At 40.4% G+C, this 22,035-nt stretch carries 18 protein-coding genes; 9 read left to right on the forward strand and 9 right to left on the reverse strand.

What is annotated here, in order from left to right:
• Positions 1 to 872 precede the first annotated feature (872 nt).
• Positions 873 to 3,554, forward strand: a complete 2,682-nt coding sequence (locus JKG64_RS23225) for a TonB-dependent receptor domain-containing protein (protein ID WP_262897784.1) — start codon at positions 873 to 875, stop codon at positions 3,552 to 3,554.
• Between the two features lie 36 nt (positions 3,555 to 3,590).
• On the opposite strand, the gene JKG64_RS22730 is transcribed toward JKG64_RS23225, so the two are convergent.
• From JKG64_RS22730 to floA, 3 genes are all read right to left on the reverse strand, one after another.
• A complete protein-coding gene (locus JKG64_RS22730; RefSeq protein ID WP_210356546.1) occupies positions 3,591 to 4,190 on the reverse strand; it encodes a Maf family protein in 600 nt (199 codons plus the stop codon).
• Position 4,191: 1 nt separating this feature from the next.
• Entirely contained in the window at positions 4,192 to 4,710 is a 519-nt protein-coding gene (locus JKG64_RS22735) for a KdsC family phosphatase (RefSeq protein ID WP_210356547.1), read from the reverse strand.
• 424 nt (positions 4,711 to 5,134) lie between these two features.
• Positions 5,135 to 6,118 (reverse strand): flotillin-like protein FloA, encoded by a 984-nt coding sequence (floA, locus tag JKG64_RS22740; protein WP_210356548.1) that lies wholly within the window; start codon positions 6,116 to 6,118, stop codon positions 5,135 to 5,137.
• Between the two features lie 220 nt (positions 6,119 to 6,338).
• On the opposite strand from floA, the gene JKG64_RS22745 reads away from it, so the two are divergent.
• The 7 genes from JKG64_RS22745 (at position 6,339) to JKG64_RS22775 (ending at position 15,535) form a co-directional block, all read left to right on the forward strand.
• Positions 6,339 to 9,737 (forward strand): ATP-binding response regulator, encoded by a 3,399-nt coding sequence (locus tag JKG64_RS22745; RefSeq protein ID WP_210356549.1) that lies wholly within the window; start codon positions 6,339 to 6,341, stop codon positions 9,735 to 9,737.
• Entirely contained in the window at positions 9,725 to 10,561 is an 837-nt protein-coding gene (locus tag JKG64_RS22750) for a CheR family methyltransferase (protein WP_210356550.1), read from the forward strand. The genes JKG64_RS22745 and JKG64_RS22750 overlap by 13 nt, the downstream gene beginning before the upstream one ends.
• A complete protein-coding gene (locus JKG64_RS22755) occupies positions 10,558 to 11,136 on the forward strand; it encodes a chemotaxis protein CheB (RefSeq protein WP_210356551.1) in 579 nt (192 codons plus the stop codon). The genes JKG64_RS22750 and JKG64_RS22755 overlap by 4 nt, the downstream gene beginning before the upstream one ends.
• The gene (locus tag JKG64_RS22760; protein ID WP_210356552.1) at positions 11,133 to 12,755 is read left to right on the forward strand and encodes a response regulator; all 1,623 of its coding nucleotides are present in this window, start codon (positions 11,133 to 11,135) and stop codon (positions 12,753 to 12,755) included. Before JKG64_RS22755 ends, JKG64_RS22760 begins: the two co-directional genes overlap by 4 nt.
• Before the next feature lie 182 nt (positions 12,756 to 12,937).
• Entirely contained in the window at positions 12,938 to 13,471 is a 534-nt protein-coding gene (locus JKG64_RS22765; RefSeq protein WP_210356553.1) for a plastocyanin/azurin family copper-binding protein, read from the forward strand.
• A 132-nt stretch (positions 13,472 to 13,603) separates the two neighbouring features.
• Entirely contained in the window at positions 13,604 to 15,010 is a 1,407-nt protein-coding gene (gene lpdA, locus JKG64_RS22770; protein WP_210356554.1) for a dihydrolipoyl dehydrogenase, read from the forward strand.
• A gap of 114 nt (positions 15,011 to 15,124) precedes the next feature.
• Entirely contained in the window at positions 15,125 to 15,535 is a 411-nt protein-coding gene (locus tag JKG64_RS22775; RefSeq protein WP_210356555.1) for an acyl-CoA thioesterase, read from the forward strand.
• Between the two features lie 26 nt (positions 15,536 to 15,561).
• On the opposite strand, the gene JKG64_RS22780 is transcribed toward JKG64_RS22775, so the two are convergent.
• Positions 15,562 to 15,897: a DUF3817 domain-containing protein gene (locus JKG64_RS22780; RefSeq protein WP_210356556.1), complete on the reverse strand. Its 336-nt coding sequence runs from the start codon at positions 15,895 to 15,897 to the stop codon at positions 15,562 to 15,564.
• Positions 15,898 to 16,160: 263 nt separating this feature from the next.
• On the opposite strand from JKG64_RS22780, the gene lpdA (JKG64_RS22785) reads away from it, so the two are divergent.
• Entirely contained in the window at positions 16,161 to 17,549 is a 1,389-nt protein-coding gene (gene lpdA, locus JKG64_RS22785) for a dihydrolipoyl dehydrogenase (RefSeq protein ID WP_133582457.1), read from the forward strand.
• A gap of 51 nt (positions 17,550 to 17,600) precedes the next feature.
• On the opposite strand, the gene JKG64_RS22790 is transcribed toward lpdA (JKG64_RS22785), so the two are convergent.
• Genes JKG64_RS22790 through JKG64_RS22810 form a run of 5 tightly spaced genes read right to left on the reverse strand, consistent with a single transcriptional unit; the run spans position 17,601 to position 21,949 of the window.
• A complete protein-coding gene (locus JKG64_RS22790) occupies positions 17,601 to 18,611 on the reverse strand; it encodes a LacI family DNA-binding transcriptional regulator (protein WP_246512779.1) in 1,011 nt (336 codons plus the stop codon).
• A gap of 47 nt (positions 18,612 to 18,658) precedes the next feature.
• On the reverse strand, positions 18,659 to 20,239 hold the full coding sequence (locus JKG64_RS22795; RefSeq protein ID WP_210356557.1) for a S41 family peptidase: 1,581 nt from the start codon (positions 20,237 to 20,239) through the stop codon (positions 18,659 to 18,661).
• A gap of 17 nt (positions 20,240 to 20,256) precedes the next feature.
• Positions 20,257 to 20,820, reverse strand: a complete 564-nt coding sequence (locus JKG64_RS22800; protein WP_210356558.1) for an HAD family hydrolase — start codon at positions 20,818 to 20,820, stop codon at positions 20,257 to 20,259.
• Positions 20,817 to 21,287: a hypothetical protein gene (locus JKG64_RS22805; RefSeq protein WP_210356559.1), complete on the reverse strand. Its 471-nt coding sequence runs from the start codon at positions 21,285 to 21,287 to the stop codon at positions 20,817 to 20,819. The genes JKG64_RS22800 and JKG64_RS22805 overlap by 4 nt, the downstream gene beginning before the upstream one ends.
• A gap of 8 nt (positions 21,288 to 21,295) precedes the next feature.
• The gene (locus JKG64_RS22810; protein ID WP_210356579.1) at positions 21,296 to 21,949 is read right to left on the reverse strand and encodes an ABC transporter ATP-binding protein; all 654 of its coding nucleotides are present in this window, start codon (positions 21,947 to 21,949) and stop codon (positions 21,296 to 21,298) included.
• Positions 21,950 to 22,035 lie beyond the last annotated feature (86 nt).

Genomic DNA, 22,035 nt, shown 5'->3' on the forward strand with positions numbered 1-22,035 from the left:
GTATATACAAAGACACAGACTACCCTACGCGGGACATCAATTTTGAATATATCTTAAGTAAAAAAAGGGCGGCGAAAACAAGAACAGCAATACCGGCTATAGCGACGACAGGTTCTTCAAAAAATTCTACCATAATAATTAGATAAAGGTTAGCTATCACTAAGATAACAATAATGTTGCAACAGCAAAATATTTTTTATCATTTTATTTCCTTTATATTTGCTCTTGATGAAACGATTTTTAGCCCTATTATTATGCGCCATTTATACTATGGTCTCCTTTGGAGGATCGGTGTACATGCATAACTGTTGTGGCGGAACATCCATCAGTATATATGAGAAAACAGGCCATGACGAATGCGCGCTGTGCACAAAACATGAAAAACAAACCTCTAGTTCTTCAGAGCACAAAACATGTTCAGATGGAAAATGTAGCGATATCGAAATTAAAATCGACCAGCTCGCCAACAAACTGTTTTCGGGAAGTTCGAATTTTTCTACCGATATAGCACCAGCTATCTTACCTCGGCTATGGATTAGCCTCAAGCCTATCAGCTTGGAGTTGAAAAAGGAAAAATTAGCCCTAACGAACAACTTTGTCTTTAAGGACGTCTCTCCGCCCACATTTCTTTTAAATTGTATTTTCAGGATTTAGAATAGCATCTCTGTTGTTATTAAACTGAGGGATACTGCATACATATTCCTCACAGATTAAATCACACGAGAGAATCGTAGGAACATACTTTCCATTGGTAATCTAAAAAATAACAAACCATTATTTTTTAGCAGTTATCAGTTCAGCGAAAGGACTATTCGATTCGATCGAGAAGGCAAACTATACACAATAGTTCCCTTAGAATAATTTAAATACATATGAACACAATATATAAAGTCACATCATTCATTTTATTTATTTTTATAACACAGATTACAATAGCACAAACCCTTAGCACTGCTGTATTTGAAGTGCCGGGAAACTGTGGTATGTGTAAAAAACGTATTGAAACAGCTGCCAAAATATCAGGTGTAGAATCGGCAGTGTGGGACGACAAAACCCACAAGATTACAACAAAGTACAATTCTAAAAAAGTCAACCTAAACCAAATCCAACAGGCGATTGCCAAAGCAGGCCACGACACCCCGTTAGTCAAAGCGGAAGACGATGTATACGCCAAGCTACATGAGTGCTGTCTATATGAGCGACTAGGTGAAGGCAAAAAAGACGAACATGCAGGTCACAACCACGATGATCATGCTGGACATAATCATGACGACCATGCTGGACATAACCATGATGATCACGCCGGGCATAGCCATGACCCTAAGGCAAAACACGATGACGATGATGACCATGAGCACCATGATCACGAACATATTATAACGGGTGTAGTCGTGAATGAAGATGGAAAAGCAGAGCTTACTCCGATTGTCGGCGTGAATATCAAATGGCTCGAAGCACCATCAAAACAGACTACAAGTAATGAAAATGGGGTATTCAAGATAAAACATGAAAAAGGATACAAACATCTCGTATTCTCCCACCCGGGGATGCAGGCAGATACTGTAGTCGTAAAAAACCTTCATGAAGTACTCGTTATCCACTCTAAGGACAATGTACTATCGGAAGTAGTAGTATCAAGAAGTAAAAAAGCGACCTATATCAACAAGCTAAATCCAAACCGGATGGAAGTACTTACGACAAAGGAACTTTTCAAAGCGGCATGTTGTGACTTGAGCGAGAGTTTCTCGACCAATGCGTCTGTCGACGTCGTGAGCAATGATGCGGTAACAGGTAGTAAACAGATCCAAATGTTAGGCTTAAGTGGTATCTATACCCAACTAACAGTAGAAGGTTTACCAGGACCCCGTGGTTTTGCAACACCGCTAGGTTTGAATAGTATTGCTGGGACATGGATCAACTCTATAGAAATTTCTAAAGGTATCGGGTCTGTTGTTAATGGATTTGAAAATATGGCAGGACAGATCAATATCGAATTGAAAAAGCCACATGACTCGGACAGGTTATTTTTCAACGCTTATGCCAATAACATGGGCCGTACGGATATCAACCTAAACTTAGCACAAAAGCTGAATGATAAGTGGTCGGTAGGTTTCTTGCTCCATGACAACTTCATGTACAATAAAGGCATGAACTATAGTAAAAATGGATATAGAGATGCACCTGTAGGTAATCTATTCTCCGGAATCAACAGATGGCATTACGAAGATGGAAAAGGTGTGATTGCACAATTTGGGGTTAAATACCTTAAAGACGATCGTACGGGAGGACATACCGATTTCAATAAATCTACGGACAAAGGTACAACCAATAGATATGGAATCGGTTTCGACAACCAACGCATTGAAGGGTTTGCTAAAATCGGATATGTATTCCCCGAAAACAGATTGAGAAGTATCGGCCTACAATTATCTGGTTCGAACTATAAACAAGACAGCTACTTTGGGCTTACTAATTACCTAAGCGAGCAAAGCAGTGGCTATGCCAACCTTATCTTTCAAGATGTAATTGGTTCTATAGCTCACAAGTATAAGGTGGGAGCTTCGATCTCTTATGATGACTATGACGAGACAATAAACAAATCCAATTTCAAACGGAAAGAAGCAGTTACAGGCGCATTTGCAGAATATACCTACAGCCCTACTGAAAACTTTGATGCGGTATTAGGTCTCCGCCAGGACTACAATTCTCTATACGGCTGGTTTACCACGCCAAGAGCTGTGGTACGTTATGCACCAACATCAACTACAACGCTCCGCTTAAGCTCCGGAAGAGGACAGCGCACAGCAAATATATTTGCGGAGAACATGAGCATATTCGCATCGAGCCGTACGATTGACTTCGCTTCTTTAGCAAACCAGAACAATGCCTATGGGTTAAAACCAGAGGTATCTTGGAACACGGGACTGACCTTTGACCAGGACTTTCAATTGTTCGGACGGGAAGCGGGAATATCCATGGAATTATTCCATAATAACTTCCAGAATCAGGTTGTTATCGATTTTGAGGACCCAAGAGCGGTATCTTTCTATAACCTAGAAGGCAAATCATTCTCGAACAGTTTGCAGACAGAACTACGCTTTATGCCTGCACAGCACTTTGAAGCTAGATTTGCATACAGACTGTTAGATGTACAGACAGACTATGCTAGCGGACGTCTACAGAAACCATTGACGGCAAAACATAGAGGTTTCATGAACCTTGCCTACAATCTGCATAGCGGATGGTCGTTTGACTACACGGTAAATGTAGTAGGTAAAAAGAGAATGCCTTCTACGGCATCCAACCCAGTAGAGTACCAACTACCGGAGAACTCTAAGTCGTACGTAACGATGAATGCACAGGTCAGTAGAAAATTAGGAAAAAACAAGAATATCGATATCTATGTAGGTGGTGAAAACTTAACAAATTACTACCAAAAAGATCCGATATTAGGTTTTGACCAACCTTTTGGCCAATATTTTGACACCAACTTATTATGGGGTCCACTAACAGGTAGAATGTTCTACACTGGGGTGAGATACCACATAAAGTAATAAAAAGGCCGTTTGTTGTACAAACGGCCTTTTTTATTAAGAAGATAGTACAATTCGCTTGAGCTCCTCGTATAGTCGGCTAGTAGGGAGTCCGACAACGTTCTCAAAAGATCCTTCGATAGTATCTACCCCCATTCGACCGATCCATTCCTGAATACCGTAAGAACCGGCCTTGTCATAGGGTTTGTATTTGTCCAGGTAATATTCAATCTCTTCACTATCCAGCGTTCGAAAACGAACAATTGTCTCGCTTGTAAAACTTTTCACCTGCCCGCGATAGGCAATGGCTACTCCCGTATAAACGTGATGCGCATTACCGCTCAAACCCGCCAATACCGCCCGAGCTTCTTCTACATTTTTGGGTTTCCCAAGCACAGCATCTGTCCCATCTACCACGACTGTATCAGCTGTAATAACGATATGATTAAAAAAGTCTGGCTCTGCAAAAGCCTTGATTTTTTCCACGGCAATATACTCGGCGGCATCTTGAGGCAGCATACCTGCCGGTATCGACTCGTCGATTTCACGGACGACAACTTCAAAACCCAAATCCAGCGATGACAAAAGTTCCTTCCTGCGTGGAGATTGCGACCCTAAAATAATGGGTGTCTCCGCTATAGCTTCCAAAAACAACATGTTATATACTTTTTATTAGAACTTCCGTATGCCACTTATCCTGAAGGCGTAAAACCTTTTCTATAATCTCGCGCACGATGCCTTCGCCTCCCCGTTTGGTAGAGACGTAGTGACTTATGCGTTTGATATCTTCAACGGCATCTGCTGGTGCAATGGCTGCGCCGACTTGCTCCATACAGCTATAATCAGGCATATCATCGCCAATAAAGGCCATATCCGCTAAGCGCAAATTGTAACGCGTAGCAAGCTCCTCAAGCAGACTCAGCTTGTCCGAGACGCCCAAATGTATCTCAGGAACATGAAGCCCCTCCATACGTTTTAAAACGCCCTGAGAATGTCCTCCTGTAATCACAAAAATCAACAAGCCCTGCTTGGCTGCATACTGAATTGCATAGCCATCCTTGACATTGAAGGTCCGCAATTGCTCTCCATTTTCGTTGACTAAAATAGCACCATCTGTCAACACGCCATCGACATCCAAAACAATGCATTTTATATTTTTTAACGTAGAATAAATCATAACTAATACAAAGGTAACTAATAATAGTAGATATGCTAAACCGCCTCCTTACTCAAAATAGCCATAGATTTATCAATATAACCCAGAAACATCAAAACTTTGTCACAAAGTAGTTGTTATCGCAACTTTTATACAGATAAGTCTTGACAGCTATCGATTCTTGACGTAACTTTGTGTTAACAATTCGGAAATCTATGTAAGTGTTCGAATAGAAAAAAGAGTTGTTTTAGAATAGTCTTTTCATAATTTAGGTTTATAATTGGTTAGTAGCAAACCTTGGCGCCCATCGTCAAGGTTTTGTTCTTTTATGGCCTTATATAAGAAGCCCCAACAGACAACTTATCACACAGTCCCTCAAATGCAGTCTCTTTTTAGATAAAAAAAGGGGCATTTTAGTGCCCCTTTTTTATAACGGTATCTTGGTTTAAGACTTATTCTTATCCGAGCCTTTAGGATTAGATATGGATGAACGCATATCAGTATCCGCTTGAATATTTTGCATCTTGTAATAATCCATTACCCCTAGATTACCATTACGAAAAGCTTCTGCCATCGCTAATGGTACTTGCGCCTCAGCTTCGATTACCTTAGCCTTAGCTTCCTGTGCTTTCGCTCTCATCTCCTGCTCATTCGCGACCGCCATAGCGCGACGCTCTTCAGCACGGGCATTAGCTACTTTAAGGTCAGCTTCCGCTTGGTCTGTCTGTAATTTCGCACCTACGTTCTCGCCGATATCGATATCTGCAATATCAATAGATAAGATTTCAAAGGCTGTTCCTGAATCCAATCCTTTCGATAATACCGTTTTAGAAATACGGTCAGGATTTTCCAAAACCTCTTTATGGTTTGCAGAAGAACCTATAGTCGTAACAATACCTTCCCCCACACGAGCTAGAATTGTTTCTTCTCCGGCACCACCCACCAACTGATTAATATTGGCACGTACCGTAACTCTCGCTTTCGCGATCAACTGTATACCGTCTTTGGCAACAGCAGCTACAGGAGGCGTATTGATAACCTGAGGATTAACAGAAAGCTGTACCGCATCAAAAACATCACGTCCAGCCAAATCGATAGCTGTAGCAAGTTTAAAATCCAAAGGAATATTAGCCTTATCTGCAGAAATCAACGCTCTTATAACCTTATTTACGTTACCACCAGCAAGGTAGTGCGTCTCGATATCATTGGTGCTGATACGAAGTCCTGCTTTGGTCGACGTAATCATCGCATTGGTAACCAATGCAGGAGACACCTTCCGTAAGCGCATTAGCACGAGATTCAGTAGACTGATACGTACATTAGAAAGTTGAGCGGTAAACCAAAGATTGACCGGCAATAGATAGAATAAAAAAAACAGTGCTATTACAGCACCAATGATGGTTAAAATTAAAGATACGTCTGGATTCATATATTGAAATTATAAAAAATAGCTCCTTAAAGATATTAATTTATTTTAATTTTTTATGCATAATCTGCGTTAGATTCTTCGAAATCCTTATAAAGAAATTTAAACATTTATATACCTTTGCATTAATCTGACCTAGTCCGACTGAATGAAAAACAAAGTGTAAACTTTATATAGACGGAATATTATTAGTTTTTTTACATTGTTTTAGAGATCACCACCCATGAATAAACGAAACAAATTAAAAACACAAGTTTTTATAAGTATTGTCATCGCTATCGCAATTATTTTAGTGTCGATACTTTATTTGTTTAACCAGTTTTCTAACTATATGGTTAGGAATGATGAAATCATCAAAAACTCCCAAGATCAGCTGCAAGCAGCTACGACTATAAATACGGATTTTTATAATCTGACACGGGCACGTATCGACCAGATAAAGGATCGACAGGATGCCGAATCTGAAGTGACAACACACAAGAACGCACTAAAAAAGCAGGTCACTGCACTACAAACCATTAGCTCGGAAAACAAAGAAAATGCGCGACACCTGATTGAGAGGATTCAATTTGTGTTGACCAATACGGTAGCCCCCGATGTCGCGCCATCCAAAGACCAAGCGATCAATCACTGGATCGAAGAGCAAGAAAAGAACTTACAGGCGACCAACGTATTTGTCGGATCTGTAATCACCAACCGAGCCAAAGAAATGGCCAACAATGAAAAGTACATTAACGATGTAAAATCCGTAACTACAGGATTAATAACCTTAAGCCTCCTAATAATCGGATATGTCTTTTATAAAATATTCCAGCTACTATATCAATTACGTAAATCCAGCAGTGAATTAAAAACAGTCAACAAAGAGTTTGAAGAAGCCCGGATCAAAATTGAAGATACCAATTGGATTTTGGAAAACAGTGCTTATCTAGCCGATAAAATAAGTGGCATCGATGAAAGTCAGAAAATAAGCAGTGTAGTCATTAATTTACTGAACCAGCAAGTACCATTACAGGCTATTGCTCTATTCATTAGAAAGCCAGACTCTTACGAATTTACACTATCGGCTTCCTTGGGGTTAAAAAATGCTACCAACATAACCGGATTTGTTAGCGGAGAGGGCTTCTTGGGCAAGGTTGTCGAGGATAAAAACTTTATTATCCAGGAGATACAAAACGCTGAACATCTAAACACCCAAACAGGAACGGTAAATCAACTTCCCTCCACGGTATTTATTTCGCCTTTGATCCATGAAGGACATTGTCTTGGCGTTATCGAAATGGCGGCATTCTGTGCGAAAGTGGATCAAAAAAGATACCAAGACTATTTAACTCGTATCAGCCGGATTATCGCTACACGGATTAAATTCGGACAAAGTCACCTATTGGTTGAACAACTGCTTGAGGAAACCCAAAGACAGACGGAAGAGCTCGAAGCACAACAAGAGGAACTCCGTATCACAAACGAAGAGCTCATCCATAAGACACACTTGTTAGAATCTTCGGAAGAAGAGCTTCGCGTACAGCAAGAGGAACTGACCCAGACCAATACGGAGCTAAATCAAAAAGCCGCCGAAGTAGAGAAGCGGAACAACGAGCTCAATGATGCCCATAAAGTCGTAGAGCAAAAAATAAGTGAAGTACAACAGGCGAGTAGATACAAATCCGAATTCATGGCAAATATGAGCCACGAACTGAGAACTCCACTGAACAGCATTCTGATCCTCGCCAAATTACTACAGGACAACAAGGCTAAAAACCTAAATACTGAACAGATCAAATACGCCAGTGTCATACATGGTGCAGGAACAGACCTTTTGGAACTCATCAATGAATTACTTGACCTAGCAAAGATTGAATCTGGAAAAATAGACTTAAATGTCGATAAGATCTATACCAAGGATTTTATTGAAAACACAGAGGAGCTCTTCCGAGCCGTAGCAAAAGACAAAGGCATTACCTTTACAGCTCAAATCGCACCTGAGGTTCCGAGAGACTTCCTTTCGGACGAATATAGGCTACAACAGGTTATCAAGAATTTCCTATCGAATGCCTTTAAATTTACACCTATGAACGGATCTGTAGAGCTGAATATCCGAATGCAGGCTAACAATCTGTTCTTTGAAGTCAAAGACTCCGGAAAAGGAATTACAAAAGAAAAACAAGAACTTATATTTGAAGCATTTAGACAGGAAGACGGTTCTACAAGCCGTAAATATGGTGGTACAGGATTAGGCCTTTCGATTAGCCGAGAGATCGCATCTTTACTAGGCGGAAGAGTCACCTTAGAGAGTGAGCTCGGCAAAGGCAGCACATTTGCACTAATCATCCCTTATGCTCCTTTTGAGCCTATCGAAGCAGTAAAAAAAGTAGTTCCAGTAGAGAAAAAAGAAAGCAGTAAACCGATTGTCGAAAAAGCGCCTGAACAACAACTACCTGTGGTCCAAAAAGATCGAAAAATCCTTATCATTGAAGATGACATCAATTTTGCCGATATCTTAAAAGGATTTGCTGAGGAATATGGCTTTATAGTGACGCTCGCACACGATGGAGCGAAAGGATTTGAAGAAGCCTTGCAGACTCTACCAGATGCCATCATTCTGGATGTCATGCTGCCTATTGCCGATGGCTGGGAGGTATTGAGAATGCTCAAGGAAAACCACTCGACAAAGCATATACCGGTACACATGATGTCTGCTGCGACCTTTAATAAAAAGGACTTCTTAGAAAAAGGAGCCATAGGCTTTATGCACAAACCTGTGACTGCAGATACGATACAGAATACATTTGAGACCATCAACTTAAATGTGAGCCAATCTGTCAAGAAAATATTATTGATCGAAGACCAGGAGCTACAGAGCGAATTCATCAAAGATTCATTTGCAGACCACAACATCAACGTTATCCAAACGTTCTCACTCGCCGCCGCTTGGGATAAACTTAATGAAGAGGTGAATATAGACTGTATCATCCTAGACATGCAACTTCCTGACGGCAATGGTTTAGATTTGATTGAAAAGATAAAAGAGACACCAAAGCTGGTCAATATTCCAATCATTATCAACACGGCTTACGAGCTCCCTAAAGAACAATACGATAAAATACTGGCCGATGCGAGGGCTACTATCCTAAAATCAGACAAATCGAGCGACCGACTGATAGATGAAGTCAATTTATTTCTAAATAAAATAAATAACACGTCATACCAACCCATCAAAAACATGGGCAATATCCAACAGACAAGCAATCTCAAAGGCAAGCGTGTACTGGTAGCAGATGATGACATGCGGAATATATTTGCGCTAACCACCTCACTACAGAGCTTTGAAATGGAAATAGAAATAGCCAACAATGGTAAAGAAGCGGTCCAGATCATGAGCAATCCGGACAACGACATAGACATCATCCTAATGGACATTATGATGCCAGAAATGGATGGGTATGAAGCCATAAAAATCATCCGTGAGGATCTGAAATATAAAAACATCCCTATCCTAGCTGTAACAGCTAAAGCAATGAAAGGAGATCGTGAAAAATCCATACAAATCGGCGCAAATGACTATGTGAGTAAACCTATAGATATCGATAAGCTAACATCATTAATGCAGGTATGGTTAGGCTAGCACACAACAATGACTTCATCAGTTTTACTGATCTCGATGAGATTGTATACCTGTTGAAAAACATTTCGGAATTTGACCTTAGTGGTTATTCAAAATCATCGCTCAAACGCCGGGTGGAACGTTTTCTAATTGTAGAAAAAATGGATTTGGTGGACTTAAAAAATGCTATTCTAAATATCGATGGTTTTGAAAACTATTTCATACAGGAACTCGTCGTTAATGTGACAGAGATGTTCAGAGATCCTGACTTTTTCAAACAGTTAAAAGCGAAAACTTTCCCCTACCTAGAGACTTATCCTCAACTCCGGCTATGGAGTGCAGGATGTGCTACAGGCGAAGAAGCATATTCATTGGCAATCCTCTTAAAGGAGAATAACCTGTTGGACCGATCATTTTTATATGGTACCGACGTTAGTTTAAAGGCCTTAGATTTTGCCCGAAAAGGGGTTTACCCCCTGGCCAAGATGAAATCTTATACAGACAACTTTAATAAATCGGGGTTAACATCGGAGTTTTCTTCCCACTATACAGCGATGTATGATGCAGCCATCATAAACAATGAGTATAGAAACAAAGTTTTATTTTCGACACACAACCTTGTCTCAGACAATGTATTCAACGAGTTTCAATTAATACTATGCCGTAATGTGATGATATACTTTGACAAGGAACTACAAGAGCGTGTATTAAACCTATTCTATCAATCATTAGCGCTTTTCGGTTTTCTGTGTTTAGGAACTAAAGAAAGTCTCTACGGACATCCCATAAAGAGTAGATTTAAAGTCGTAGACAGTACGCTCAATATTTACCAAAAAATTAAATGAAAGGCAACGCAGATAAAATAGTGCTCATCGGTGGCTCGGCAGGCTCTTTATTACTGATTACAGAGATATTGGAATACCTCCCTGCACAACTAGGTTATGCGCTATGCATCATCATCCATCGCAGTCCGACATTCAGCTCCGAAATAGAGCAAAACCTCTCGAAAAAATTGAATCGACCTGTGCTAGCTGTGGTAGACAAGATGCCTATCGAAAACGATATCATCTATTTTGCTCCCCCAGGCTATCACCTTCTTATTGAGCCCGACAAAACCTTTGCTCTGGATAGCTCGGAGCATGTCAATTACGCTAAGCCTTCGATTGATGTTCTCTTTGAGACCTGCGCGCAAGTATATCAAGCAAACTGTAGTGCTTTTTTGCTATCAGGAGCTAATGCAGATGGTGCCCATGGATTAAAGACCGTTGAAGATTTTGGAGGGAAGACTTTTATCCAAAAACCAGAAGAAGCATTGATCGACACCATGCCGCTTTCGGGAATACAGGAAACCAACACATCTACTATTCTTAAAAACCAAGAAATAATACGTTATTTTAGCTACAATCTCCAGTCAACATGAAAAACATAAACTTATTAATACTTGACGACAAAGAAGAAAACATTATAAGCTTACAGGCCCTTCTAGCGGACATCGAGAATATCAATATTATATGTTCGACGGACCCCAATGAGGCGCTGAAGCTCTGCTGGAAGAATGACATTGCTTTAGCTCTTGTAGATGTACAGATGCCCGAGATCAATGGCTTTGAGTTTGTTTCATTATTAAAATCCAATCCTAAAACCAGCCATATCATGGCGGTCATGGTCACAGCTATATCCAAAGAGGACAAATACCTTATCAAAGGCCTACAAAGTGGCGCAGTAGATTACCTGTACAAGCCCTTGAATCCAGAAATTACCATTGCCAAAGTAACTTCTTTCATTAAACAGATTCATATTCAAGAAGAGATCATTCAAAAAAACATTGAACTAGAAGAGTCGAAAAAAGCACTGATACAGGCTAATCAAGAGGCAGAACAGGCCCGCAAGTCCAAAGAGATATTTTTAGCAAACATGAGTCACGAAATCAGAACTCCGATTAACGGAATCAAAGGTATCGTACACATGTTGAAGAATGCCAATCTAAACTTTGAACAACTGGACTGGGTCAATAGATTGGAGATCGCATCCAATTCACTACTGCTCATTATTAATGATATTCTCGATATCTCCAAAATCGATTCCGGAATGATGAAAATCGAAATGGAGGATTTTCATTTCACCAATCTGCTTTTAGATCTAGGACAAATGTTCAAGATTAAAGCTTCCGATAAAAAACTAGATTTCGATGTTATTCTAGACGCAAAACTACCAACACACGTACATTTCGATTCTCTCCGCCTCGAACAGGTCATTAGCAACTTCGTATCGAACAGTCTAAAATTTACGGAAAGAGGAAAAATAACCCTCGCTGTAGAATCCTTAGAAACGAAAGGTGATATCCATAAAATCAAGTTTTCAGTCAGTGATACCGGAATCGGTATCAAACCGGATTCTGTCGACAAAATATTCCTCGCTTTTGAACAGGGCGATGATGGTATCACCAAAAAATTTGGAGGTACTGGACTTGGCTTGGCCATTGTAAAACGGCTTGCAGAGCTATTGGACGGTGAAGTCCATGCAAAAAGCATTTATGGGCAGGGCTCTGAGTTTTCTTTTATCGTAGACATCAAAGCGGCAGAAAATACCATAAAAATAAAACGGGAGACCAATCTACCCTACTCCCAATTTCCAAAGCTGGACGACATCAATATATTGGTTGCTGAGGACAACGAACTGAACAGCTTTATGCTAGCCCACATGTTACAGACCTGGAACTGCAAGGTGACGGTTGTCAAAAATGGAAGACTAGCTTTAGAGGCTCTAGAGAAAGACAACTTTGATCTGGTATTGATGGACACGCATATGCCCGTCATGAGTGGCTTTGAAGCAATCAAAGAGATAAGGGGCAACATCAACCCCACACGTAGACAGACACCGATAATTACCATCTCCGCATCTGTACTCGAACACGAACAGCAAGCTGCATTTCAAGTCGGCGCTGATGAAGTAATCGGCAAGCCATTTGAACCCACCGAACTCTACAAAAAAATAACTAAAATATGTCGTCCTGAGAAAGTCAGTAATTTGCCATTTTGAGTGGGAGGCCAACCTATAGTTCTTTTATTTTTAGTACCTTTAAGCGTTATATTCACAATGACAGAAGTTGCATAAAAGCAGCCTCCGCAGGAAGGAAGTATTCTTTTAGCAGCTTCATTAAACAAAATGAAACAGGTATAGCAGTACGTCGTATGCTATATCCTTAATTTAATCAAATTTCAATGAAAAAACTATTTTTTATCCCTGTCCTAGCAGCAGTTGTCTCTTTAGCAGCTTGCGGAGGAAACAACACGAAAACAGAAGGTTCGACAGAAAACAAAACAGAAGAGACTGCATCGGAGCCTACAGTAGAGACGGTACCTGGTATTGAAAACGTAACAATATCAAACAACTGGACTGTAGAAGGTAATGACCAAATGAAATTCAACACGGAATTGATCCGTGTAAAAGCAGGAGAACCTTTGGAATTGACATTGAAAAATGTGGGTAAAATGCCAAAGGAATCAATGGGCCATAACCTGATAATATTAAAATCCGGTGTAGACCTTCCTACTTTTGGTGGCGAAGCAGCGGCAGCCGCAGATAACGAGTACATTCCTAAATCGGCATTGTCATCTATCGTAGCGCACACTAAACTATTAGGCCCAGGTGAAGAAGATAAAATCTCTGTAACTTTGGAAAAAGGAGTATACACCTATATCTGTAGCTTCCCGGGACACTATGCATTAATGCAAGGTAAAATCGTAGCGGAATAATATTACATTCCCTCATAAATTATAAAAGGCACGGTTTCGTGCCTTTTTATTTATGAGGGTTTTTTGACTCAATATTTTGGAATTACTTGGAGATAAGTCTTAACTTAGCCTCAAAATTTAAAATTCGCAATCATGCAATACGATGTTATAGTTATAGGTAGTGGTCCTGGCGGTTATGTAGCCGCTATCCGTTGCGCTCAATTAGGTCTAAAAACTGCAGTAATCGAAAAGTACAGTACGTTTGGAGGAACTTGTCTTAACGTAGGCTGTATCCCTTCCAAAGCTTTACTTGATACTTCAGAGCATTATCACAATGCAGCTCATTCTTTTGCGACTCATGGAATCAGCCTTAGCAATCTTAAAATAGATGTTAAGAAAATGATCGAGCGTAAAGATGATGTTATAGCCCAAAACACAGCAGGAATCACTTATTTGTTCAAAAAGAATAAAATCGACTCGTACGAAGGTGTAGGTTCTTTTGTCAACAAGAACACGATAAAAATCACTAAAAAAGACGGTACCACAGAAGAACTTACAACTAAAAATGTAATCATTGCAACAGGTTCAAAACCGACAGCATTGCCATTCTTACCTATCGACAAACAACGTATTATCACTTCTACAGAAGCCTTAAACCTTTCTGAGGTTCCTAAACACCTTATCGTTATTGGTGGTGGAGTAATCGGTCTTGAATTAGGATCTGTTTATGCTCGATTAGGTGCTAAAGTATCTGTAATTGAATACGCTAAATCAATCATCAGTACAATGGATGGTGGTCTAGGTAAAGAATTACAACGTGTTCTAAAAAAATCTTTAGGCATGGAGTTTTTCTTGGGACACAAAGTAACTGGAGCAACAGCAAAGGGTAAAAAAGTAACTGTTACTGCTGAAGATAGTAAAGGACAGGCAGTTTCTTTCGAAGGTGATTACTGTATCGTATCTGTAGGTCGTGTAGCTTATACAAAAGATCTAGGCTTAGAGAACATTGGAATCACTCCAGAAGAGAGAGGCAATAAAATCCCTGTAAACGATCATTTAGAAACAGTTGTTGAAGGCGTGTATGCTATCGGCGATGTGATCAAAGGAGCTATGTTGGCCCACAAAGCAGAAGACGAAGGTATCTATGTTGCTGAGCGTATCGCTGGACAAAAACCACATATCGATTACAATTTAATCCCTGGGGTAGTCTATACATGGCCAGAGGTAGCATCAGTAGGTCAGACTGAAGAGCAATTAAAAGAAGCAGGTAAAAAATACAAATCAGGATCATTTTCTTTCAAAGCGTCTGGTCGTGCGAAAGCATCTGGAGATACAGACGGATTTGTTAAGGTATTGGCAGATGCAGAGACAGACGAAGTATTAGGTGTCCATATGATTGGTCCACGCGCGGCAGACATGATTGCTGAAGCAGTGGTAGCGATGGAATACAGAGCATCTGCAGAAGATATCGGTAGAATCTGTCATGCTCACCCTACGTTTACCGAAGCATTGAAAGAAGCTGCATTGGCCGCTACGGCTAATAGAGCTATCCATGCTTAATCCTAGAAGAACTTAGAAAAACAATAGAAATGCCTTTTGCTAAAACCGTTCAATAACACGGATATAGGCGAAAGGCATTTTTCCTTTATAAAAACTTAGCTTAATTTTACGCCTATGAACTTTCACACACGAAAATGGGTAAAACCTGAGGATTTGAATCCCAACGGTTCTTTATTTGGTGGTACACTATTGCGATGGATTGACGAAGAAGCGGTAATCTACGCTATTGTACAACTAGGGAATCCACATGTGGTCACGAAGTTTATTTCAGAGATAAACTTTGTCAGCTCAGCGAAACAAGGGGACATCATCGAACTGGGGATAACCGCCACAGAATTTGGAAGGACTTCCATTACAATGCGATGCGAGGTAAGAAATAAAATAACAAGAAAAACGATTCTGTCTATTGATAAACTGGTTTTTGTCAACCTTGATGCTGAAGGTACGCCAACACCTCATGGCAAAACAGAAATCACTTATGCCTATATGAGTGTAGACAAATTTACAAAGGACGGTACATCATAACGTCCTTTGTAAAAATTAGGTATATCTTATAAGGTATTAACCGCTTTTTGGGGAGCAGCTATCTCTTTCTTAACATCGCGTTCGACCCAAAAAGAAACAATAGGAATCAATGATACCACAAAATACTTGACCACTCTCGAAAACTTCCAGTTGTAAGTCTGCCAACAGGCAAGCAAAAGTATCACAAACAATACCACCAAGAAACCATGAATAGATCCAGCAATACGGACTGCACCGTTTCTTATATCATCAGGAACTTCCATAAAGTGATGTAAAACATACTTAATAGGCATAGCAATAAAGAATAGAATAATCGTGGAAATAGCCTCCCAAAGAGCAACTTGCTGAAAAATACGTATCATGGTATAAATTATTTTCAGCAAAAATAAACCAATCTTTGACCTCTAGGGCATCATTTGACAGAATTGACTAGCCTTTGACAATCTATTCCTCTGGACCTCATGTTTTTATTCATTACCATTTGATTGTCAGATTAAGTATGGGTGCCCTTCGAATACAGTCTTTAGAAGCCAAAAGAACTGAAACAGCGACCAATAATACCGATACTTTCAATAAAAAAATGTATTTTTGATAGCAAATTGTTTAATATAAATACAGAAAATATATGAACTACGACATCATCGTGATTGGAAGTGGCCCAGGTGGTTACGTTGCAGCCATACGTGCAGCTCAACTAGGCTTTAAGACTGCCGTTGTAGAGCGTGAGGCTTTGGGTGGCATCTGCTTGAACTGGGGATGTATACCAACCAAGGCTTTATTGAAAAGTGCACAAGTTTTCGAATACCTAAACCATGCTGAAGAGTACGGTATTAAAGTACAGGGTGGAGAAGCAGACTTTGGCGCAGTTGTGAAAAGAAGTCGCGGTGTTGCTGACGGTATGAGCAAGGGTATACAATTCTTGATGAAAAAAAACAAGATTGATGTTATATTGGGTACTGCCAAAATTAAAAAAGGTGGTAAAATCGATGTAAAAGCAGCAGACGGAAGTACTAAAGAATACACTGCAAAACACACGATCCTAGCGACTGGTGCACGTTCGAGAGAATTGCCAAACCTACCGCAAGATGGCAAAAAAATCATCGGATACCGTCAGGCAATGAACCTACCAACACAACCTAAATCGCTTGTAGTTGTTGGTTCTGGTGCAATCGGTGTTGAATTTGCTTATTTCTATAATGCAATGGGTACTAAAGTAACTATCGTAGAATTCATGGACAGAATCGTCCCTGTTGAAGACGAAGAAGTATCTAAACAACTAGAAAAATCACTGAAGAAAGCAGGAATCGATATATTAACAAAATCTGAAGTACAGTCTGTTGATACAAGCGGAGCGCTTTCTAAAGTAAGCATCAAAACGGCTAAAGGGACGGAAGTAATCGAAGCTGAAGTCGTACTTTCGGCTGTGGGTATCACACCTAACATTGAAAACTTAGGTCTAGAAGAAGTTGGGGTAAAGGTCGATAAAGGTCGCGTATTGGTCGATGACTACTACAAAACAAATATAGACGGTGTATATGCAATAGGTGATATCGTAAAAGGACAAGCTCTAGCACACGTAGCTTCTGCAGAAGGTATAACCTGTGTGGAGAAAATCAAAGGTCTACACGTTGAGCCAATTGATTACAATAACATCCCAGGATGTACTTATTGTTCTCCTGAGATTGCATCTGTTGGATACACAGAGAAAGCTGCTCGCGAAGCAGGATATGAAGTTAAAGTTGGTAAATTCCCTTTCTCAGCTTCAGGCAAAGCTTCAGCAGCAGGTGCTAAAGACGGTTTCGTAAAACTAATCTTTGACGCCAAATATGGTGAGTTTTTAGGTGCACATATGATTGGAGCTAACGTTACTGAAATGATAGCGGAAATTGTTGTCGCTCGTAAGTTAGAGACAACAGGTCATGAAATGATTAAATCAGTACACCCGCACCCTACAATGAGCGAAGCCATTATGGAAGCGGCAGCTGATGCGTATGATGAAGTAATCCACTTATAAGACGCCATCAGATAAACATAAAAAAGGCAGATTATAAATAATCTGCCTTTTTTACTTTAAGACCAACTTAGAGGGAAATACAACTTCCTGCGGTTCTATTTTATCACTGCTGTCGAGAATTTCAAAAAGTATCTCCGCAGCTTTCCTCCCCTGCTCATCGGGATATTGTTCTATGCTCGCCAAAGGCGGATTCTCCATATATTTCCAAAGCGGGTAATTAGCAAAGCTGATAAAATGCATATCCTGTCCTACACTAATTCCTTTGCCACGGGCATACTTGATGACATCTAGCGTCACGAAATCATTGAAAGACACAATTGCAGAAGGTCTTTCAGGCAACACACATAACTGCTCCATCGCGGCCTGATTACCTCCCTCCGTAAGGTCGGTATGTACAACATACTTTTCATTAAACTCGTAGTTGTTCTTAATCAGTGCCTTTTGAAAAGAAGCTGTCCGCTCGGCTGCAGCCAATAAAGTCTCCGGACCATTAATCAGCGCAATATTTTTGTGGCCACGGGAAATAAAAGCTTCAATCGCTTCTTCCATACCTGAAGCAAGATCACAGTATACGCGATGTACTTCGTTAGATTCGGGTACGCAGTCAAAGAAGACAACCGGAATCTGTGAACTAGCCAACACATCAACAAAACTTAGATCGGTGGTATTTTTTCCCAAAGACATCAAAATACCATCGACACGATGCTTCTTGAAGGTTGTGATAATTTGAGTTTCTCTATTGGCATCATCTAATGATTGCCCTAATAACACGGTGTATTTTCGATCTTCAGCAATCCCCTCGATCGCACTGATAGCAGAAGAGAAAAAGGGTTCAGACAATGTTGGTAAAATAACGCCTATTGTAAATGTTTTACGCTGTTTGAAAAAGATAGCCGTTTGGTTGGGCTCATAATTTAACTCTTCAGCCATTTTTTTAACCCGCATAGTGGTGACCAAGCCAATACTTGGATGATCATTCAATGCTCTAGACACCGTAGATGGCGATATCTTCAACTTTCTTGCTATTTCCTTAATAGTAGTCGGTTTGTTCGATTTCATCATGACACAATTCTATTTTTTTATAAACCTCCTCATATCCAAAGATAACCTTATTCTTTTAACCGCAAAGTACCATTGTTAAACTTAAACATCCGTCCCCGGGTATTGCTACGCTGCTGGATACGTTCGTCCATTGCTTTATTTTTACGTACAAAACCGCCCGATCGGGTGCTTGGCATGACAAAGCTTCCTGTATGCATGTGTGTTATCGCGGCATGCAGCATCGTCTCTCTCGGGTCTCCAAAATCAAACAATTCGCTATATTCCCACACATGGGTAGTAGGTACCATACCATTAAAATAATCACCCTCACCTCGTTTATTATATGTTTTGAATGATGCTGGATATAAGCTTACATTCTTATGGGGATTTTTAGCATCTTCAAAAATAGGCCATTCCCAGAATCCTACCGGTTTGCCATAGGTATTTTCCTTCACCAGCCTATCTAAATTATCCATAGCATTCGTTCCAATCATGATCACCTCCATATGAGGTTTCATTATATTCATCAAGAGCTCACTGGCCGAAGCTGTAGACTTGGAGACCAGAAAGTATATACGTTTTACGTCAATACTACCTCTCTTATTAAAATATACAGGTCCAAACTCACTTCCAGGACGTGTCCAGCCTTCTTTCTGAAAATAACCATTCATAGTAGAGGTGTACATTAACTCTTTATTTTGGGCCGATGGCACAAACCAATCAGCGAGGTATTCGGCTGTAACAACTGCACCTCCCCCATTATAACGCAAATCAACGACCAGTTCGTCGACGCCTTGAAAGCCTTTAAGAATATTTTCAAATGTATGGAACATAGCGGTTTTTACCCATATCCCATTCTCGGATTTTTCAGTCGCAGCAAAAGAGTTGAAAGCAAGGTATGCAACACGCTTTCCATTATCGGAAATAACACGCGAATCCAAAATAGGGTTACTTACAAAGGAACTGTTGGTAATAGTTGTAGAAAGAAGCGTACCCTCAGGTTTCTGAATGATAACCTGCAGACTTGGAGAGTTTAAATAGGTATTTAAGGTACGGAAACCGGTTGGTTTTTGGCTGTCCCAATCAATCTTAGTATCGCCTTCGATGCTGATAATCCGATCACCTCGTCTGAGCCCCGCCTGCCAAGCAGACGAATTCCGTTCTACCATTCGGATATACAGATCCGCATTCGGATCGCTCGCCTCAGTCATCAGATAGAAAACCTCAATACCAAACCTCGTCGGAATTGCATCCTGCACCTCATCGCTGACCACCCCCTCTCTATCTAAATAACTATAGCGATCGATGGGCTGCCCGGTCTGGTCGTTTTTGGGAGTCAGACTCATCATCCAATCTAGCACATGCTCGCCCCGTTTGAAATACTGGGTATAATTATCCCGAATCAGGTCGGATTTATTCAAATCGTTCAAATCCTTGGGTGGCATATAATCCTGCCACAATGAAAATAGCTTGGTATAGTAAAACACACTATCTTTTATGACATTTTCCTCCAAATCCGAATTATACACTTCTACTTTTTGAGGGGGCGCTATTTGGGTATCTTCTTCGATACTAGGCGCGCTCTTCTTACAGCCGAACGTTATGCTTATTCCGGCAAGAAGCACCATACAGGACAGGAGGTTTTTCATAATAGGCAGCGATTTATTTAGTTCTCGATAATTTCATTAATAATTAAAATCTGATCTTTTGGTAAACGGTACTCTTCTGCAATATAATCAATTGGGTTGAAAGATTTAAACTCCAATTCATCAACGAAATATACTTTTAAACTTTCTTTTACTTTATCGCTTTCACCCCACTCTATAAACCGGAGTTTATTAAGCTGCTCAACAGGATTCCCTTTCGTAAGAATCGCTATCTGCTTCTGCCCTTCTACCAATCGCAATAAAAGTTCGGTAACAGGGTGAGGAATCAATAACCGTAATGGAATCTGTGCATTTGCTATCAATCGATTAAAGTTATCCTCATACTTGCTATCGATCCCGTATAGCGTCTGTATTGCAGGAAAAACGGCTGTCTCACCATGATGATCATACACTTTTTTCATGAATCCGGCCATTTCACTGGCTTTGACAGAGCCCTCCGTAAATTCATAAAAGCTTCCGAACAGATAGTACACCTGCAAAAGATACTCCCGCTTAGAAAAAAGCACATCGTCCAACTCAAACAGGTAGAGCGATTTATCTAACGACAGTTCACTTAACTTCATTTGGCAACGGTTAAAATAAATGACTCACCTGAATCGGAAATCAGCCCCAAACCATTGAAATTTCCTACGGTTGCGCCAGACTCAAAAATATCATAACCATCCACAACAAGACTCAAAGGCAAACCTGCAGCTGGGTTTTCTAAAATAGTCAAATCCGCTAAGTCTCCCATAGACGGACATAACACCTGTATGCCATACTCCTCAAATAGGAGAAGCGAGGCTCCTAAGGTTTGCACTTCGTCGAGCCCCATGGGTAAGATGTAGCTACATTCTAAATCTAATGCCATTTTGAGCATTTCGTGTGCATAGGTCGGATTTACCCCCTTAGGGATTTTATGGTATCGATTTCCGAATAGAGCAGGTACCTCATCAGCGGTGGCCAGCACCAATTCAAATTTTTCGGATAATTGTTGCGCTACACGCATCGAAAAAGAACGCGTGGCACAAGTCAGTAAAAGTTTTTTCATGTAATTTTCTAGCCGTAAATAAGTCCGTCGCGCATATGAATCGTCCGGTCTGAAATACTGGCCAGCTCTTCATTATGTGTGACGATAATAAACGTTTGATTCATCGAATCCCGTAGATTAAAAAAAAGTTGATGTAATGATGCTGCATTCTCGGAGTCTAAATTCCCGGAGGGTTCGTCCGCTAGCACCAAGGAAGGGTTGTTAATCAATGCCCTTGCTACAGAAACGCGCTGTTGCTCGCCTCCCGACAGCTGGCTTGGCTTGTGGTGTGCACGCTCGGTAACCCCCAAGATATCTAATAGCTCCATCCCTCTTGCTTCAGCCTTCTGTTTGGAAGTTCCATTAATAAAGGCTGGGATGCAAATATTTTCTAGAGCCGTAAACTCGGGCAACAAATGATGAAACTGAAACACAAAGCCGATATGTTTATTCCTAAAAGCACTCATCTCATTGGCTGAAAGGGTATGTATCGCCGTATCATTGATAAAGAGCTCCCCTTTATCCGCTTTATCCAATGTCCCAATGATATGCAAAAAAGTACTCTTACCGGCACCCGAGGCACCGACAATGGAGACAATCTCGCCACGCTGCACCTCAATATCAACACCTTTGAGGATGGGTAGTGAACCAAAAGACTTATGAATGTCTGTCGCTTTAAGAATCATATGGCGAATTTACTAAAAAGAATGAAAATCTATGACCTTGTAACAGCTACCTATCTACATTGCTTTAATTAAGGATTCAAAAT

Origin of the sequence: Sphingobacterium tabacisoli (assembly GCF_017908035.1) — a bacterium.
GTDB lineage: Bacteria > Bacteroidota > Bacteroidia > Sphingobacteriales > Sphingobacteriaceae > Sphingobacterium > Sphingobacterium tabacisoli.

Excerpts from the sequence above, each read along its gene's own strand:
- JKG64_RS22775 (WP_210356555.1), top strand. The coding sequence starts at position 15,125 with ATGAACTTTCACACACGAAAATGGGTAAAACCTGAGGATTTGAATCCC.
- JKG64_RS22805 (WP_210356559.1), bottom strand. The coding sequence starts at position 21,287 with ATGAAAAAACTTTTACTGACTTGTGCCACGCGTTCTTTTTCGATGCGT.
- floA (WP_210356548.1), bottom strand. The coding sequence starts at position 6,118 with ATGAATCCAGACGTATCTTTAATTTTAACCATCATTGGTGCTGTAATA.
- JKG64_RS22745 (WP_210356549.1), top strand. The coding sequence starts at position 6,339 with ATGAATAAACGAAACAAATTAAAAACACAAGTTTTTATAAGTATTGTC.
- JKG64_RS22780 (WP_210356556.1), bottom strand. The coding sequence starts at position 15,897 with ATGATACGTATTTTTCAGCAAGTTGCTCTTTGGGAGGCTATTTCCACG.
- JKG64_RS22730 (WP_210356546.1), bottom strand. The coding sequence starts at position 4,190 with ATGTTGTTTTTGGAAGCTATAGCGGAGACACCCATTATTTTAGGGTCG.
- JKG64_RS22765 (WP_210356553.1), top strand. The coding sequence starts at position 12,938 with ATGAAAAAACTATTTTTTATCCCTGTCCTAGCAGCAGTTGTCTCTTTA.
- JKG64_RS22735 (WP_210356547.1), bottom strand. The coding sequence starts at position 4,710 with ATGATTTATTCTACGTTAAAAAATATAAAATGCATTGTTTTGGATGTC.
- JKG64_RS22795 (WP_210356557.1), bottom strand. The coding sequence starts at position 20,239 with ATGAAAAACCTCCTGTCCTGTATGGTGCTTCTTGCCGGAATAAGCATA.
- JKG64_RS22750 (WP_210356550.1), top strand. The coding sequence starts at position 9,725 with ATGGTTAGGCTAGCACACAACAATGACTTCATCAGTTTTACTGATCTC.
- JKG64_RS22760 (WP_210356552.1), top strand. The coding sequence starts at position 11,133 with ATGAAAAACATAAACTTATTAATACTTGACGACAAAGAAGAAAACATT.
- JKG64_RS23225 (WP_262897784.1), top strand. The coding sequence starts at position 873 with ATGAACACAATATATAAAGTCACATCATTCATTTTATTTATTTTTATA.
- lpdA (WP_210356554.1), top strand. The coding sequence starts at position 13,604 with ATGCAATACGATGTTATAGTTATAGGTAGTGGTCCTGGCGGTTATGTA.
- JKG64_RS22755 (WP_210356551.1), top strand. The coding sequence starts at position 10,558 with ATGAAAGGCAACGCAGATAAAATAGTGCTCATCGGTGGCTCGGCAGGC.
- JKG64_RS22790 (WP_246512779.1), bottom strand. The coding sequence starts at position 18,611 with ATGATGAAATCGAACAAACCGACTACTATTAAGGAAATAGCAAGAAAG.
- lpdA (WP_133582457.1), top strand. The coding sequence starts at position 16,161 with ATGAACTACGACATCATCGTGATTGGAAGTGGCCCAGGTGGTTACGTT.
- JKG64_RS22800 (WP_210356558.1), bottom strand. The coding sequence starts at position 20,820 with ATGAAGTTAAGTGAACTGTCGTTAGATAAATCGCTCTACCTGTTTGAG.